Genomic DNA, 15,245 nt, shown 5'->3' with positions numbered 1-15,245 from the left:
AAGTAAGTGGAAAAGAGGAGTATAGTGAAGTTTTTAGAATTGCCCATTTTAGCAATTATTGTTCCTTGCTATAATGAAGAGGATGTTTTACCAATTACTGCTCCATTGTTTTTAAAGAAAATACAATCACTAATTGAAGAAGGTTTGGTTGCTAAAAATAGTAGAATAGTATTTGTAGATGATGGAAGTAAAGACTATACATGGAAAATTATTTCTAATCTATCAAAACAATCAGTTCATTGTACTGGATTGCGTCAAAGTCGAAATAGAGGACATCAAAATGCAGTTTATGCCGGCTTGATGGAAAGTAAAAATTGGGCGGATATTACGATTTCCATTGATTGTGATGGTCAAGATGATATTGACGCAATGGATGAAATGATTTTTGCATATATGCAAGGAGCAGAAATTGTATATGGTGTCAGGAATGATCGTGATTCTGATAAATTTTTTAAGAAAACAACCGCTCACCTCTTCTATAAAATGCTGGATATGATGGGAGTGGAAGCTATCTATAATCATGCAGATTATCGTTTGGTTTCTAGTAAAGTTCTGAACGAATTCAAAAAGTTTGATGAGGTCAATTTGTTTTTGAGAGGTATGTTTCCTCTGGTTGGTTTTAATAGCTCTGCAGTTTATTATAAGCGTAACGAGAGAGTAGCAGGGAAAAGTAAGTATCCACTGAATAAGATGATAAATCTTGCATTTGATGGGATTACTAGTTTAAGTGTAAAACCTATTAGATTGGTAACAGTTTTAGGCTTGCTCATGGCTTTTATTAGTTTCTTAGTAATTCTTTGGATTTTTATCAAGTTTTTCTCTGGTCAAACCGTTTCAGGTTGGGCATCAAATGGTACTTTACTCAGCCTATTTTGTGGCGTTCAATTAGTATGTCTGGGGATAATTGGTGAATATATCGGGAAAATCTATTTAGAAGTAAAACACAGACCTAAATATATTATTAGTGATAGAACTGAAATAGAGCATAGGGACTAATTACTTTTTATAGAGATTCTAGTATTAGTAGCATTCACCTTATTATTGGTTATGTTATTATTGATTAAAAACTTTACTTATTGGAGAACTAATGAAACGCTATAGATTCCAAATTTTTTTAATTCTATTCAGTTCTATTTTGTTTTTAACCTATTTAGTATGGGCAAAAACAATTCCATTTGATGGTGCTCCTGATGAGTACTTACGCTATAAGATTCCCATGTTTATATATAAGCATGGACATCTCCCAACTGGCTATGATACCGAAACTTTATTTGATAGAGGTGGAAATTGGTCTTATGGTTTTTATTCTCAGTTTCTAGCTCCATTGTTTAGTGCGCTTTTCATGAAAGTTACGAGTTTATTTAGCCAAAGTGACCAGACACTGTTATTAGCTGCAAGATTTACTAGTGTTATTAGCGGAGTTTTGACTGCAAATGTGATTGCACTTTCTGTCTGGAGAATCACAAAAAGTAAAATGATTTGCTTGTTTACAATCTTATTTGTTGGACTTTGGCCACAAATTATCTTTTTATCCTCCTACGTTAATAATGACATCATTGGATTGTTGGGAGTAGCTTTAGTCACTGATGTAGTTGTAAAAACAAGCATTGCTCGCAAGTGGACATATTTTGATACCATTTATTTAGCATTGGATTTTATTGTTTGCTTATTGGGATATATCAATACCTATGGTTTTGTATTGTTTGCTGGTATATATTTCCTGTTCGCAATTAACTACTCTAATACATTGAAGAACAATAGCTTCGCAATGAAAATCAATCATTGTGTCTTATTATCAATTATCCTAATTGTCGTTGTTGCACCATTTTTTGTAAGAAATTATCTCTTATATGGAGATTTTTTTGGCAGTAGTGCCTTTGAAGCTGCTCATCAAAAATGGATTGAACAAGGTGGTGAGTCAATGTTAAATGGCGCTATCAGTTATGGTAGAAATTTTATAGAGTTTTTTACTTGGCGTAACTATGATTTTATTGTTTGGACTTGGCAGTCATTTATTGGTCGATTTAGCTATATGTCCTTGGTTCTGTCAGACTTTCTCTACAATGTCTATTGGTATAGTTTGATAATTGGAGTATGTTTTAGCATTTTTTATAAGTTTAAAATAAAGCTCTCGATATGGGAAATTTTTGCATATTTATCACTTGCAGGCTCAATGCTAATAACTATTTTTTTACACGTTTATAGGAGTTACTTTACTGATTATCAGCCACAAGGTAGATATATCATTGGATTATTTGTTCCACTATGCTTGATGATGATGTTCGGGTATTGGAAGTTATTAAAAATGTATCCGAAAATTCAAAGACTGGTTTTCCTTATTTCGGCTCTCTTACTTATTTTAAGTAGTATTCATATTTTCAAAAGTTATATTTATGATTTTTACATCATTCGAGGACTCGGTGTTATTTATCATTGATATATATTATTATGGTAAAATACAAAGAATTTGTGGATTTTAAAATTTGTTCAATAAATTAAGGTTTATTGGCAAGTAAACCTTGTCAACTATAAATGGTTGCTGAAAAGTTCGTAATAGAGAGAAGTAAAATATTTCATTTCTTTTACAAATAAGACGCCGTTGTCATATAAATGTAATAAAAAATTTCAAAAGATAGAGGTTTTCATAGGAAAATCTCTTTTTTTGTGCTAGAATAATAGATGGAGGTCCGATATGATCAAAATTTTTGGTAAAATTCGTTACCATTGGCAACCGGATTTATCATGGGCCATTATTTACTGGTCACTTACCTTCACGCCTATTTTCATTGGTATGACACTTTTATTGGAAAAGTTGAGAGTATCAAGATTATTTATCTTACTTCTCTCTCTCTTTGCTGTATTAGTAGTGCTTGGCTTACATCGCTATTTCGAGATAAAAGAAAAGCATTTACGGATTGCTTCGGCTAATCCTTTTGCAGTACAGAAAATTGAAATTGCTACCATAGAAAAAATTGAAGTTTCTTATCTAGCCATTCGCATATTTTCACAAGAATTTCCCAATGGGCAGGTGTATCACATGCGCAAATGGCCGAAAAAATACTTTATTAACCATTTAGCTATTCATAATTGCTTCAAGGGTGAGATTGAATTAATAGACCATTTAATAAAACAGGATTATTTTGAAGAGTATTATACAAAAAAAGCCAAATCAATCCGTTGAAATGGCTTTTGTAGGACATGATTTGATGGCTTTGAGAATATCTGGATTGGGTTCAATCGTTTTCTCAAATTGTGAGTCGTCTGAAAAAACAACGATACCGTCGTCATCATAATCGAATATAGATGAATAGGTTTGGCAGAGCCCGCAGGCAATGCACCGTTCAGGAATAAGTTTTATTTTCATATTAGTATTGTAATCATATTTTAATAAAAATACAAGGAGTTTTCTCGATAATGTCACAAGAGCCATGGAATGAAGAAGTTTATCAAACAGAAACAGTTAGTCGAAAAGAACGTTTAAACAAGGGAGTAGCAAGTACAACAGTATTTACAGTCTTGGCAATTATTTTCTTTGTTATCGTACTGATTATTGGTATCACTGCCATCTATTTGTCGGTTGGAGGAAGTAAAACAGATTCAACTAAAGAATTCTATAATCCAAGCTCCGCAGCAGTTGTAGCAGAAAGTTCAACTTCAGTTGCAGAAACACAGGAGTCTACTTCTACTGATGCGACAGAAACAGAAACAACGGAAACAAGTTCCAGTCTAGCAGAAGCTACGGATGGCTCTACCCTTACTGTTCAAGCAGGTGAAGGTGTTGGACAATTAGCCGCACGTGGCGGGATTTCAATTGCTGAGCTAGAGCGATTAAATCCAGAGAAAATGACAACAGGGTCTTGGCTTGCACACCCAGGTGATGTAGTTCGTATTAGATAAAGAGGAGTTATGAAATCAATTCAAATTGCAATTGACGGTCCAGCTTCAAGTGGGAAGTCAACGGTTGCTAAAATTATTGCTAAAAATTTTGGATATACTTACTTAGATACAGGCGCTATGTATCGCTCGGCTACCTATCTAGCCTTGACAAACGGCATAGAGGTCACAGATCAAAATAGAATCGTGGCCTTGCTTGCTCAGTATCCTATTCGATTTGGGCGTGATGAAAATGGCCAACAATTAGTTTTTGTGGGTGATGAAGATGTTACTTTGCCAATTCGTGATAACCAAGTAACAAATAATGTGTCGGCAGTAGCAGCACTTCCTCTAGTACGGGAAGAATTGGTACGCCTGCAACAGGAAATTGCCCAGGCTGGTGGTATTGTCATGGATGGTCGCGATATTGGAACAGTTGTTTTACCACAGGCAGAACTCAAAATATTCCTTATTGCCTCTGTTGAAGAGCGTGCCCTTCGTCGATTTAAGGAAAATACGGAACGTGGCATTGAGACCGACTTGGAATCTCTAAAGCAGGAAATTGCGGCTCGTGACTATAAAGATTCTCATCGAGAAGTTTCTCCTTTAAAGGCGGCAGATGATGCCATTACCTTTGATACAACAGGAGTATCCATCGAAGGTGTAGTGAAATTTATTTCCGAAAAAGCGAAAGAAATTCTTGACAAGTAGTTTTAGACATGTTAGAATAGTCGTATTGAGAAAAGCAGAAGTGAGAGCTTCTCGCCTTGCGACTAACGTTGTCTGGCTCTACGGATTAAGATTTCTTCGGAAAGAATAATGGTGTAGTGCGGACTTGTTTAGCAAGTCCGTTTCGTTTTTCTCGAAAAATATAAAATGAGGTGAAAAGCCATAGCAAAGCAAGATTTGTTCATCAATGATGAAATTCGAGTGCGTGAAGTTCGTCTTATCGGTCTTGAGGGTGAACAGTTGGGAATCAAACCGCTCAATGAGGCTCAGGCCATTGCTGATAGCGCCAACGTGGATTTAGTATTGATTCAACCACAAGCTAAACCACCAGTAGCGAAAATTATGGACTACGGTAAGTTCAAATTTGAATATCAGAAGAAACAGAAAGAACAACGCAAAAAACAAAGTGTTGTCACTGTAAAAGAAGTGCGTCTAAGTCCAGTTATTGATAAAGGGGACTTCGAGACAAAACTTCGTCATGCCCGTAAATTCCTTGAAAAAGGAAATAAGGTTAAGGTTTCGATCCGTTTCAAGGGTCGTATGATTACCCACAAAGAAGTTGGAGCGAAAGTATTAGCTGAGTTCGCTGAAGCAACCCAAGATATTGCCATTATCGAACAACGCGCTAAGATGGACGGACGTCAAATGTTTATGCAATTGGCCCCAGCTTCAGATAAAAAATAAGCTTTTTAAGCAAAAGGAGAATTAACATGCCAAAACAAAAAACTCACCGCGCATCAGCTAAACGTTTCAAACGTACAGGTTCTGGTGGATTGAAACGCTTCCGCGCTTATACTTCACACCGTTTCCACGGTAAAACTAAAAAACAACGTCGTCACCTTCGTAAAGCAGGTATGGTACATGCTGGTGACTTCAAGCGTATCAAATCAATGCTTACAGGTTTGAAATAAGCCGACTACTAGAATTTAGATTATTTGGAGGAAAATTAAATGGCACGTGTTAAAGGTGGCGTTGTTTCTCGTAAACGCCGTAAACGTATTTTAAAATTAGCTAAAGGTTATTACGGAGCTAAACATCTCTTGTTCCGCACTGCGAAAGAACAAGTAATGAACTCTTACTACTATGCATACCGTGACCGCCGTCAGAAAAAACGTGATTTCCGTAAATTGTGGATCACTCGTATCAACGCGGCTGCTCGCATGAACGGTTTGTCATACTCACAATTGATGCACGGTTTGAAATTGGCAGAAATCGAAGTAAACCGCAAAATGCTTGCTGACTTGGCAGTAAACGATGCAGCAGCTTTCACAGCTCTTGCAGATGCTGCTAAAGCAAAGCTTGCTAAATAAGTATATAAAATAAAGAGTTTGGTCTGTGTACCAAGCTCTTTATTTTGTTTTAATTTGCTCATGGCTTGCTAAATTTCAATATGAATGATATACTTAACTGGTAAATCAAAAAGGCGACAAATTTTATTTTATGAAGTAAATGGATATGGCGATGCCATTCTATAAGGGTAGAATCTATTTATCATGTCAATAATATAAATATAATAGTAAGTAAGGAGAGAAATAGTGATATGAAACAAGGTAAGACTTTGCTTTATGTAGCAGGAGTATCGCTTATTTGTGCTGTAGCATTGGTAACCTATCAAGTGTCTAATTATAAAGAGCAATCGAGCCATCAAAAAATAACAAGCATAGAAACATCGCAATCAAAGCAATCAAAAGAGATTCCTTCAGATTCGAAAAAGGAAGTTCCAGGGATTGATAAGGCGACGGATGATGGTTTTTTACTCACTGATGAGTCACAAATTGAGGAAAAAACTGATTTAGGAATTATTGTCAATCATGGCGATCATAAGCACTTTTTCTTTTATTCAGATTTAAAGAATACAAAATGGGCTTATTTAATTCCTGAAAACTATCAAGAAAAAACACATTCTTCACAACCTAAGAGAAGTCAATTATCGTCAGGATCGAAACAGACCGAAGATGAATACGTTTTTGATCCTAAAGATATTGTCGCAGAGGATGCCAATGGCTATACTGTTCGGCATGGGGATCATTATCACTATATTTTAAAATCAAGCTTAGGTGGCACGATACACAGGCAATTGACCTCTGATAGTCGTCAATCGCCAACTCTTCCTATCGTTCACCAACAGGAAGGGATTCCGGGGATTGATTTTCAAACGAGTGATGGTTTCTTGTTTGATGGGCAAAATATCAGCGGTGTAACGGAAACCGGGATTCTAGTAAGGCATGGGAAACATTTGCATCTTATTCATTTTGAAACATTGAAAAAGAGTAAATGGTCTTATCTTGTGAACCAGTACAAACCAAGTGTTGAATCGGATAAGAAGTTACAACCTGAGGTAGAAAATTTTGAGTATCAAACCAAATTGGACTATTTAGCAAAAGAACTGAATTTAGAGCCGTCACGTCTTAAGAAAGTCATCGTTGACGGTCAAATTGGATTAGAGTATCCGCATGGAGATCATACACATATTGTTTTATTAAAGGAAATTGATACAAGGAAGCCGTTTGAAAGTCCAGAGGATCGTATTCTTAAGCAAAAGGATGGAGAAACTCTTGAACAGAGAAAAGAACGTCTCATTAAGCAGTACATGGAGCGTTTTAAAGTCAAGCGTGAGGACATTACAATTGATGGGAACTATATGAGTGTACGCCATGGGGACCATGCGCACGTTTATAAAATTGATCCTAGTTTGCCAGATGATCCTGAGCGTGATGTTAAGACCGAAACGGTAAATCTTGCTATTGAGAAACAATCGGTATATGGGCCTTTTTATACAGAAGGTTCAACAGAAAATTTAACACGTAATGGTGTCCATCAAAAGTATCATCCGGAAGGGCTTCAGGATATTAAAAATTTTATTCTAGTAACATTCAGTACAAATAGTGATTTTGGTGATTTTGTCGTTAATGGTAAAAAAACGAAGAGAGTTTATTATTTGGTTCGTAAAGATTTAAACTGGGAGGATTTGAACATCACCTATCCGCAGACCCTTCGACAAAAGGGACGCGTCTTCAATGGTTGGAATGCTACTTTGCCAAAGTCTGGTAAGATGGCAAGAGAACATCGGAGTTTTTATGCTGATTTTGATACTGTTTATCGTAAGCCGACAAAAAATATTTACACTCCAAGTGATGATGTTTCAAATATTGATTTATCAGACTATGTACCTGTTAAATATAGTGCGATAGCCAATGGTCGTTTAAAATTAAATGGTGAGATTCGAGCAGGCTTCATATACTTTGTGAAATCTGACTTAACTTGGAAACAAGCTAAGGAGCAGGGGCTTGTTGTACCAGAACCGATTCCAAGTAAAGATTATGAATTCATCGAGTTTAGGACAGTTATTACCGGTGGTGAAAAAGATACAGATTATGTTAGCGCCACAACGAGCTTGGCAGCATTTGGGACAACGGCTCTTCGTATAGGGCCATATATTGCCGAAAATACGGATAATCCAACGGACATCAATGATCCAAGTAGACATCCAAATTACCATTGGCATGATCCAAAGAATTATGTAGCCCTCGCATTTCGAGCAAGTGAAGGCGGTCAACTTCAGACCCATTTGGGAACTAGTAAAACAGTTGTTTACCTTGTCAGAAAAGGGTTAACATTGAACCAAGCTGGAATTTTTCCGCCATCTTTGAAGAGTGATACAGGTTATAAACGAGATTATACAAAACCTGTTATTCCAAATGTAGCATGGGATACACCTATTTTGGAAGATACTGTCTACGATATTCATTTCGATAAAGTTGAAAGTGATAGCAAAGACGGAACAGCTGAGAACGGGAACACTTGGTTGCCTGGAAATCCACTGCCGAATACTCCAGATGTCCCAAATGGAGAAGAGGATGCAGACGGCTGGTTAGATGATTTGTTGACACCTAGCCCAGAAGTAGAAACTGTAACAGAAGCTGAAACTACAACAGAAGATACAAAAGTAACTGAAAGTAGTACTGTTGCACCCATAGATGTCCCTAAGAATCCATCAGTAGGGGAAGAGCCTAGTGAGGATTCTATATTTCCTTGATGGAATAGAGATGAGTGATTTGAAATAGTGGTCTAATACTCTTCGAAAATCAAAATCAGACGTTGTTGACTTGATTTGATGAACTTCAGTTCTATCTGCATCTGCGTCGCCTAGCCTGTTTTTGATTTTCATTGAGTATAAAAAGGCTTAGAATCAATGTAGTAACTGACATGATTCTAAGCCTTTTAGTGTATTACTGCGAATTTGAACTGGTACTTGTTGAGCTAGTGCTTGTACCAGTATTTGGTGTGCTAGTAGTAGTTGTACTACCGTGAAGTTCTAGGTAGCTTGGTGCTTTAAATAGTTCAATTGTTGACTTATTGCCGTTTTTACTATACAAACTTGTCGATTGTGTACCAAGTTTATTCTCCAGAGCAATCTCGGCAGCCAATGAGTCAATGTAGTTATATTGACTTGAATCCAAGGCTGGCAATCCATTGTCGAAGAAACGGATAAGATCACCAGTTTGAATGGCATCGCTAGTCGCTAGTTGTGCTGCGGTAGCTTCTTTAATTGCATCAATTTCTTTCTGAGTTGTCTCATCTGGATTTGTAATTTCAAGACCAGTTTCTGTATAGTAGATTTTACCTTCGTAGCTAGTGTATTTTGGTGTGATAAAACTGCCAGCGGTTCGAAGAGCCACAATTTGGCTGTGTTGGCTAGAAAGTAGGTCTTGACCAACTTGAAGATAGTTATCGGATTTGATTCCTAAAAGATGTTCGAGAGTAGGAAGTGCATCAATCTCACCACCGTAGGTATCAAAAATCCCACCGTTGGTCATTCCAGGTACAACAATCATATATGGAACACGTTGCATCATGGCATTGTCAAAATCTGACCAAGTCTGAGAATCTTTTCCAATCAACGGTGCCAAGTCAGGATTGCGTGAATTAGAAATTCCATAGTGATCACCATAGAGGACGATGACGGAGTTTTCGTACAAGCCAGTCGCTTTTAAGTAATCGAAAAATGCCTTTATGGACGCATCGAGATAGTTGGCAGTAGCAAAATAGCCATTAATGGTTTCATCATCTGTATTGGCTAATGGAAAGCCAATCTCATCCCCAATCAAGCTGGTTGTATAGGGGTAGTGGTTGGAAACTGTGATAAATTTGGTATAGAAGGGTTGCTGTAAATGTTCCAGATATTGGATAGAGTCGGCGAACATGATTTTATCATTTAGACCGTATTGGAATGAATTTTCAGCAGTGGCTTTAGAGAAATAGGATTGATCAAAGAAGTAATTGTACCCCCATTGTTTATAGGTGTTGTTCCTATTCCAGAAACTGGCTGCATTTCCGTGGAATACAGCAGATGTATAGCCACCATTTTGAGAGAGAATATATGGTGCTGCTTGCTGGGTATTGCTTCCGCCATATTGGACCATGAAAGAGCCTTGATTGAGTCCAAAAAGAGAGGTTTCAATCATGGTTTCGGCATCAGAGGTCTTACCTGCCTTAACTTGGTTAAAGAAATTGGAAAAGGCGAGAGTAGAGCTAGAATGATACAGAGAATTGAGGAAAGGTGTGACTTCGTATTCGACACCGTTGACGTTCAACTTATAGTCAATAACAAATTGTTGTAAGCTTTCTAGGTGGAGATAGATAACATTTCGTCCTTTGGCAATACCGAAGTAGTTGTCATTCGGCTGAGCATAATGTTCTGTAATATATTGTTTTACAGGTTCCAGGTCTGAGGCGGTGGCCCCAGAGCGATCCTTATGGGCATTGTAGGTTTGATTAGCATTGTAGCCAAGGAAAGCTGGTAACCCAAGGGCTCTGACGATATAAGTATTAGAAAATCCTCTCGTAAGTAGCTCAGGTCTATCAATTTCTGCTAAAAAGAGATTGATAGAGAATAATAATACTGAAAAGGCTGTGATGGCAAAGCTAGATTTTTTATGAAATGGAGTTTTGTCCCAGTGAAATGCCTTACGGTAGACTAAGAAACCAAAAGCTATAAAATCAAGAAAATAGACAATATCCCATAGCCTAAATAACTTAAGAGCTGCTTCTCCTAATCCAGCAGATACGCTAGAGGTAGCCATCATGGTAGAAATGGAGATATAATCGGAAAATTCTCTATAATAGACTGTATTGGAAAAGAGCCAGGCGAAAAGAACAATATAAATGGTCATCGCTACACTATAGAATGCCTTCGTATTCTTTATATAAAGCGAGAGACCAAGCAATAAAATTCCTACTGGTAGAGGATTTATAATAGCGATAAAATTTTGGAAAAATCCTTGGGTATCTAAATTAAAATCAACATAGTAGGCCCAGAGTGTTTTGAGCCAGTAAATGATTAGCAAAATCAAGACGAAGCCAAGTCGAGTTTGTCCGCTCTTCTTGACGTAGTCAATTAGTTTTTTCACAATAAAACCTCATGGTCCTTTCTAAAAGCTTAGTTCATTATACCATAATTTTAAAATAAGCCTCAAAGTTTAGAGTTTTTTTGGCATATATGAAGAAACATGTTATAATAATTCTATGAAAATAAAGGTAAACCGTATTGCAGAACAGAAAATAAACAGAGGGATTCAACTCTTGGATAGCGCTGATTTTTCAGGTTTTTCGTTTGATGAAGACAGGCTGGCTGTTTTGTATTCAGAATCTGGAAGCTATTTAGGTCAGGCTTATTTGTCCAAACAGAATAAGGGAATAGGCTGGCTGTTTAGTAGAAGCAACCAAGACTTGACCGTGGATTTTTTTGTTAAATTATTCGTGGATGCTAAACAGAAACGTCAACATTTTTATCAATCTGAGATGACGAATGCTTTTCGTTTATTTAATCAAGATGGAGATAATTTTGGTGGAATGACGGTTGACTTGTATGATGAATACGCAGTTTTTTCATGGTATAATACCTTTATTTATTCTGTCAAAGAGATGATTGTTGCTGCCTTTCAACAGGTATTTCCAGAAGTAAGAGGAGCTTATGAGAAGATTCGTTTTAAAGGTTTGGCCTTTGAGTCTGCTCATCTTTATGGAGAAGAAGCCCCTGAGTATTTCACTGTGTTGGAAAATGGAGTTCACTATCAGGTCTTTATGAATGATGGACTGATGACGGGAATCTTTTTGGATCAGCATGAAGTACGTGGTTCCTTGGTGGATGGCCTGGCGGCAGGCAAGTCACTTTTGAACATGTTTTCGTACACGGCAGCATTTTCTATTGCTGCTGCCATGGGCGGAGCAGGGGAAACGACTTCTGTCGACTTAGCCAAACGCTCGCGAGAACTTTCTAAAGCTCACTTTAAGGTTAATAGTTCAGACTTAGATAATCATCACTTTGTAGTAATGGATGTATTTGAATATTTCAAATATGCCAAACGTAAAGGCTTGACTTATGATGTGATTGTCTTGGATCCGCCAAGCTTTGCACGAAATAAGAAACAAACCTTTTCAGTAGCCAAAGATTACCACAAGTTGATTTCTCAATCTTTGGAAATACTAAATACAGGTGGAACTATTATCGCTTCGACCAACGCTGCAAATGTTTCTGTTGAAAAATTTAAGCGGCAGATTGAAAAAGGTTTTGGTGTTAGAAAACACCGTTATGAGGCAAGTTATCGCTTGCCAGCCGATTTTGTAATCAATAAAAATGATGAAAGTAGTAATTACCTAAAGGTCTTTACGATACAGGTAGATAAATGAAAATAGTAGTTCCTATTATGCCTAGAAATCTGGAAGAGGTAGAGGCCATTGATGTAGAACGTCTAGCAGAGGCAGATATTGTTGAATGGCGAGCAGACTATCTTCCGAAAGATGATATTTTAAGAGTAGCACCTGCTATATTTGAAAAATGTAATGGTAAGGAAGTGGTTTTCACCATTCGTACAACACGTGAAGGTGGCCACTTGGATTTGGACGATCAAGAATATGTTAATTTAATCAAAGAAGTTGCAGCGCTTTATCAGCCAGATTATATTGATTTTGAATATTATTCTTATAAGTCGGTTTTTGAGCAGATGTTGGAGTTTCCTAATCTTGTGTTGAGTTATCATAATTTTGAGGAAACACCGTCTAATTATATGGAAATCATGTCTGAACTGACTAGCCTGTCACCAGCTGTTGTTAAAATGGCTGTAATGGCTAAGACAGAGCAGGACGTCCTAGATGTTATGAATTATACTCGTGGTTTTAAATCGCTGAACACCGAGCAGACATTTGCGACAATCGCTATGGGTGAACTAGGGAAGTTAACGCGTATTGCAGGTGTGATTACAGGATCCTGCTGGACTTTTGCCAGCTTAGATGAAACATCTGCACCTGGACAGATGTCTTTAGGCAATACTCGTAAGTTTTTGGAAATTTTGGAGAATTAAGTATGCGTTATTTAACAGCTGGTGAGTCTCATGGACCACGTCTAACAGCCATTATTGAGGGAGTTCCAGCTGGTCTTCCTTTAACAGCCGAGGATATTAATGAAGATTTAAAACGTCGCCAGGGGGGATACGGTCGTGGTAGTCGGATGCAGATTGAAACAGATCGCGTAGAGATTACGGCTGGTGTTCGTCACGGTAAGACAACCGGTGCCCCGATTACATTGAATGTGACCAATAAAGACCATCAAAAATGGTTGGATATTATGGCAGTTGAGGACATCGAAGAGAAGCTCAAAAGTAAGCGTCGTATCAAACATCCACGACCAGGACATGCTGACCTAGTGGGTGGTATGAAATATCGCTTTGATGATTTGCGTAATTCCTTGGAGCGTTCTAGTGCGCGTGAGACAACTATGCGTGTAGCTGTTGGTGCGGTTGCCAAACGGATTTTGGCTGAGTTGGATATTGAAATTGCCAACCATGTAGTCGTTTTCGGAGGGAAGGAAATTGATGTCCCAGATGGTTTAAGCGTAGCAGAAATCAAAGATCGTGCAGCCCAGTCAGAAGTATCCATTGTCAACCAAGAGCGTGAAGAAGAAATCAAAGCCTATATTGATCAAATCAAGCGAGATGGAGATACTATTGGCGGAGTGATTGAGACTGTTGTTGGAGGAGTTCCAGCTGGCTTGGGATCATATGTGCAATGGGATAAAAAGTTAGATGCAAAATTAGCGCAAGCTGTTGTTTCAATCAATGCTTTTAAGGGAGTAGAATTTGGAGTAGGCTTCCAAGCTGGCTATCTCAAAGGGAGCCAAGTCATGGACGAAATTCTCTGGTCCCAAGAAAAAGGATATACACGCCGAACCAATAATCTAGGTGGTTTCGAAGGTGGTATGACCAATGGCGAGGCCCTAATCATTCGCGGTGTTATGAAACCAATACCGACCCTCTATAAGCCATTGATGTCGGTTGACATTGATACCCATGAACCTTATAAAGCTACTGTGGAGCGTTCAGATCCAACGGCTCTCCCAGCAGCTGGTGTGGTCATGGAATCAGTCGTAGCCACAACTCTAGCGACAGAAATCCTAGAGAAGTTCTCTTCCGATAATATGGAGGAATTGAAAGCTGCAGTAGCCAGTCATCGCGACTATGTCAAAAATTTCTAGGTAATTAATGAAAAAAACGATTTTAATTGTAGGTCTAGGGTTGATTGGAAGTTCACTTGCGCTCTGTATTCGCAAAGACCATCCTGACTATCACCTCATTGGCTTTGATCCTAACGAACAATCGTGCCAAATTGCCTTGGGCAAGGGGATGGTTGATGTGGTGTCAACGGAATTGGAGGGTGTAGCAAAGCAGGCTGATGTGATTCTTCTTTGTGTTCCAATTCAAGTTTCTTTGCGCTTGATTGAAGAATTTAGCGCCCTTGAATTGAAGGATACGGTCTTGATTACAGATGCAGGTTCAACGAAGTCTGCAATTGTGGCTGCTGCAGAGGAACATTTGGCGCCAAGACAAATTAATTTTATCGGTGGCCACCCTATGGCAGGTAGTCATAAATCTGGTGCCAGTGCAGCAGATCTCTATCTATTTGAGAATGCTTACTACATTATGACACCGTGTCAGGCTACCAAGCGGGATGCGGTTCCCCGATTGACAGATTTGTTATCTGGAACGGGGGCACGTTTTGTTCAGATTGATGCAGCAGAACATGACCGTGTGACCAGTCAAATTTCACATTTTCCACACGTATTGGCTTCTAGTTTGATGCATCAAGCTGGAGAGTTTGCGCAAGAACATCCCTTTACGAATAATTTTGCAGCTGGCGGATTTAGAGATATGACACGGATTGCGGAAAGTGAGCCGAGCATGTGGACTAGCATTTTGCTAACCAATGCAGATTCTATTCTAAATCGAATCGAGGAATTTCAAGAACGTCTTTCAGAAATTTCAGATGTGCTCAGATCTGGCGATCAAAAAGCAATTTGGGACTTTTTTGATAAGGGGCGTCAAACTCGTAAAGCCATGGAAATTCACAAGCGTGCAGGTGTTGATTCTTTCTACGATTTATTCCTTAGTGTTCCTGATGAGGAAGATACGATTTTGAAGGTTTTGGAAGTCTTACGGGGGATTTCCATTGTCAATATTCGTATCAATGAAGAGAACCGTGAAGATATACACGGTATTTTACAAATTACGTTTAAAAATAAGGGAAATTTGGAAGACGCTGCGAAACGTTTAAGAGAGCAGACGACTTACAAAATTCATTTAGATTAGGAG

General features: G+C 38.1%; 15 protein-coding genes and 1 other annotated feature. Of the genes, 13 read left to right on the top strand and 2 right to left on the bottom strand.

Annotated features, from left to right (window positions below; all coding sequences use genetic code 11):
- Positions 1 to 24 precede the first annotated feature (24 nt).
- From ODU46_RS02605 to ODU46_RS02595, 3 genes are all read left to right on the top strand, one after another.
- On the top strand, positions 25 to 996 hold the full coding sequence (locus ODU46_RS02605) for a glycosyltransferase family 2 protein (RefSeq protein ID WP_230333963.1): 972 nt from the start codon (positions 25 to 27) through the stop codon (positions 994 to 996).
- Between the two features lie 91 nt (positions 997 to 1,087).
- Positions 1,088 to 2,437 carry a hypothetical protein gene (locus tag ODU46_RS02600; RefSeq protein WP_105150839.1) on the top strand — a complete coding sequence of 450 codons (1,350 nt, stop codon included), beginning with the start codon at positions 1,088 to 1,090 and terminating at the stop codon, positions 2,435 to 2,437.
- Positions 2,438 to 2,692: 255 nt separating this feature from the next.
- Positions 2,693 to 3,181 (top strand): EbsA family protein, encoded by a 489-nt coding sequence (locus ODU46_RS02595; RefSeq protein ID WP_014637746.1) that lies wholly within the window; start codon positions 2,693 to 2,695, stop codon positions 3,179 to 3,181.
- Here ODU46_RS02595 and ODU46_RS02590 read toward each other — a convergent pair.
- Entirely contained in the window at positions 3,170 to 3,364 is a 195-nt protein-coding gene (locus ODU46_RS02590; RefSeq protein ID WP_044669890.1) for a ferredoxin, read from the bottom strand. The genes ODU46_RS02595 and ODU46_RS02590 overlap by 12 nt on opposite strands.
- Positions 3,365 to 3,414: 50 nt before the next feature.
- Here ODU46_RS02590 and ODU46_RS02585 point away from each other — a divergent pair, with 50 nt between their 5' ends.
- From ODU46_RS02585 to ODU46_RS02560, 6 genes are all read left to right on the top strand, one after another.
- Positions 3,415 to 3,897 carry an SAG1386/EF1546 family surface-associated protein gene (locus ODU46_RS02585; RefSeq protein ID WP_015646683.1) on the top strand — a complete coding sequence of 161 codons (483 nt, stop codon included), beginning with the start codon at positions 3,415 to 3,417 and terminating at the stop codon, positions 3,895 to 3,897.
- Between the two features lie 9 nt (positions 3,898 to 3,906).
- Positions 3,907 to 4,584: a (d)CMP kinase gene (gene cmk, locus ODU46_RS02580; RefSeq protein ID WP_014637749.1), complete on the top strand. Its 678-nt coding sequence runs from the start codon at positions 3,907 to 3,909 to the stop codon at positions 4,582 to 4,584.
- A 26-nt stretch (positions 4,585 to 4,610) separates the two neighbouring features.
- Positions 4,611 to 4,739, top strand: a sequence feature (ribosomal protein L20 leader region).
- A 40-nt stretch (positions 4,740 to 4,779) separates the two neighbouring features.
- Positions 4,780 to 5,286, top strand: coding sequence for a translation initiation factor IF-3 (infC, locus tag ODU46_RS02575; protein ID WP_002940606.1), 507 nt, complete (start codon positions 4,780 to 4,782; stop codon positions 5,284 to 5,286).
- Positions 5,287 to 5,312: 26 nt separating this feature from the next.
- On the top strand, positions 5,313 to 5,513 hold the full coding sequence (gene rpmI / locus ODU46_RS02570) for a 50S ribosomal protein L35 (RefSeq protein WP_012027223.1): 201 nt from the start codon (positions 5,313 to 5,315) through the stop codon (positions 5,511 to 5,513).
- A 39-nt stretch (positions 5,514 to 5,552) separates the two neighbouring features.
- Entirely contained in the window at positions 5,553 to 5,912 is a 360-nt protein-coding gene (rplT, locus tag ODU46_RS02565; protein ID WP_012028296.1) for a 50S ribosomal protein L20, read from the top strand.
- Positions 5,913 to 6,142: 230 nt separating this feature from the next.
- Positions 6,143 to 8,638 carry a pneumococcal-type histidine triad protein gene (locus ODU46_RS02560; RefSeq protein ID WP_398579186.1) on the top strand — a complete coding sequence of 832 codons (2,496 nt, stop codon included), beginning with the start codon at positions 6,143 to 6,145 and terminating at the stop codon, positions 8,636 to 8,638.
- A gap of 193 nt (positions 8,639 to 8,831) precedes the next feature.
- Here the strand turns inward: ODU46_RS02560 and ODU46_RS02555 are convergent, their stop codons facing one another.
- Complete coding sequence (locus ODU46_RS02555; RefSeq protein ID WP_208583917.1) at positions 8,832 to 11,012, bottom strand: LTA synthase family protein; 2,181 nt, start codon at positions 11,010 to 11,012, stop codon at positions 8,832 to 8,834.
- Between the two features lie 115 nt (positions 11,013 to 11,127).
- Between ODU46_RS02555 and ODU46_RS02550 the strand changes: the two genes are divergently transcribed.
- The 4 genes from ODU46_RS02550 to ODU46_RS02535 are packed head-to-tail and all read left to right on the top strand — an operon-like array spanning position 11,128 to position 15,242.
- The gene (locus ODU46_RS02550) at positions 11,128 to 12,291 is read left to right on the top strand and encodes a class I SAM-dependent rRNA methyltransferase (RefSeq protein ID WP_208583918.1); all 1,164 of its coding nucleotides are present in this window, start codon (positions 11,128 to 11,130) and stop codon (positions 12,289 to 12,291) included.
- Positions 12,288 to 12,962, top strand: coding sequence for a type I 3-dehydroquinate dehydratase (gene aroD, locus ODU46_RS02545; protein WP_002940621.1), 675 nt, complete (start codon positions 12,288 to 12,290; stop codon positions 12,960 to 12,962). Before ODU46_RS02550 ends, aroD begins: the two co-directional genes overlap by 4 nt.
- 2 nt (positions 12,963 to 12,964) lie before the next feature.
- Entirely contained in the window at positions 12,965 to 14,131 is a 1,167-nt protein-coding gene (gene aroC / locus ODU46_RS02540) for a chorismate synthase (protein WP_208583919.1), read from the top strand.
- A 7-nt stretch (positions 14,132 to 14,138) separates the two neighbouring features.
- On the top strand, positions 14,139 to 15,242 hold the full coding sequence (locus ODU46_RS02535) for a prephenate dehydrogenase (RefSeq protein WP_208583920.1): 1,104 nt from the start codon (positions 14,139 to 14,141) through the stop codon (positions 15,240 to 15,242).
- Positions 15,243 to 15,245: the final 3 nt, after the last annotated feature.

This window comes from Streptococcus sp. 2020WUSS089, from assembly GCF_044427405.1.
GTDB classification, from domain to species: Bacteria; Bacillota; Bacilli; order Lactobacillales; family Streptococcaceae; genus Streptococcus; species Streptococcus hashimotonensis.
This window is presented reverse-complemented; position numbering and strand designations above follow the sequence as displayed.

Excerpts from the sequence above, each read along its gene's own strand:
- ODU46_RS02600 (WP_105150839.1), top strand. The coding sequence starts at position 1,088 with ATGAAACGCTATAGATTCCAAATTTTTTTAATTCTATTCAGTTCTATT.
- ODU46_RS02595 (WP_014637746.1), top strand. The coding sequence starts at position 2,693 with ATGATCAAAATTTTTGGTAAAATTCGTTACCATTGGCAACCGGATTTA.
- ODU46_RS02590 (WP_044669890.1), bottom strand. The coding sequence starts at position 3,364 with ATGAAAATAAAACTTATTCCTGAACGGTGCATTGCCTGCGGGCTCTGC.
- ODU46_RS02585 (WP_015646683.1), top strand. The coding sequence starts at position 3,415 with ATGTCACAAGAGCCATGGAATGAAGAAGTTTATCAAACAGAAACAGTT.
- cmk (WP_014637749.1), top strand. The coding sequence starts at position 3,907 with ATGAAATCAATTCAAATTGCAATTGACGGTCCAGCTTCAAGTGGGAAG.
- rpmI (WP_012027223.1), top strand. The coding sequence starts at position 5,313 with ATGCCAAAACAAAAAACTCACCGCGCATCAGCTAAACGTTTCAAACGT.
- rplT (WP_012028296.1), top strand. The coding sequence starts at position 5,553 with ATGGCACGTGTTAAAGGTGGCGTTGTTTCTCGTAAACGCCGTAAACGT.
- ODU46_RS02560 (WP_398579186.1), top strand. The coding sequence starts at position 6,143 with ATGAAACAAGGTAAGACTTTGCTTTATGTAGCAGGAGTATCGCTTATT.
- ODU46_RS02550 (WP_208583918.1), top strand. The coding sequence starts at position 11,128 with ATGAAAATAAAGGTAAACCGTATTGCAGAACAGAAAATAAACAGAGGG.
- aroD (WP_002940621.1), top strand. The coding sequence starts at position 12,288 with ATGAAAATAGTAGTTCCTATTATGCCTAGAAATCTGGAAGAGGTAGAG.
- aroC (WP_208583919.1), top strand. The coding sequence starts at position 12,965 with ATGCGTTATTTAACAGCTGGTGAGTCTCATGGACCACGTCTAACAGCC.
- ODU46_RS02535 (WP_208583920.1), top strand. The coding sequence starts at position 14,139 with ATGAAAAAAACGATTTTAATTGTAGGTCTAGGGTTGATTGGAAGTTCA.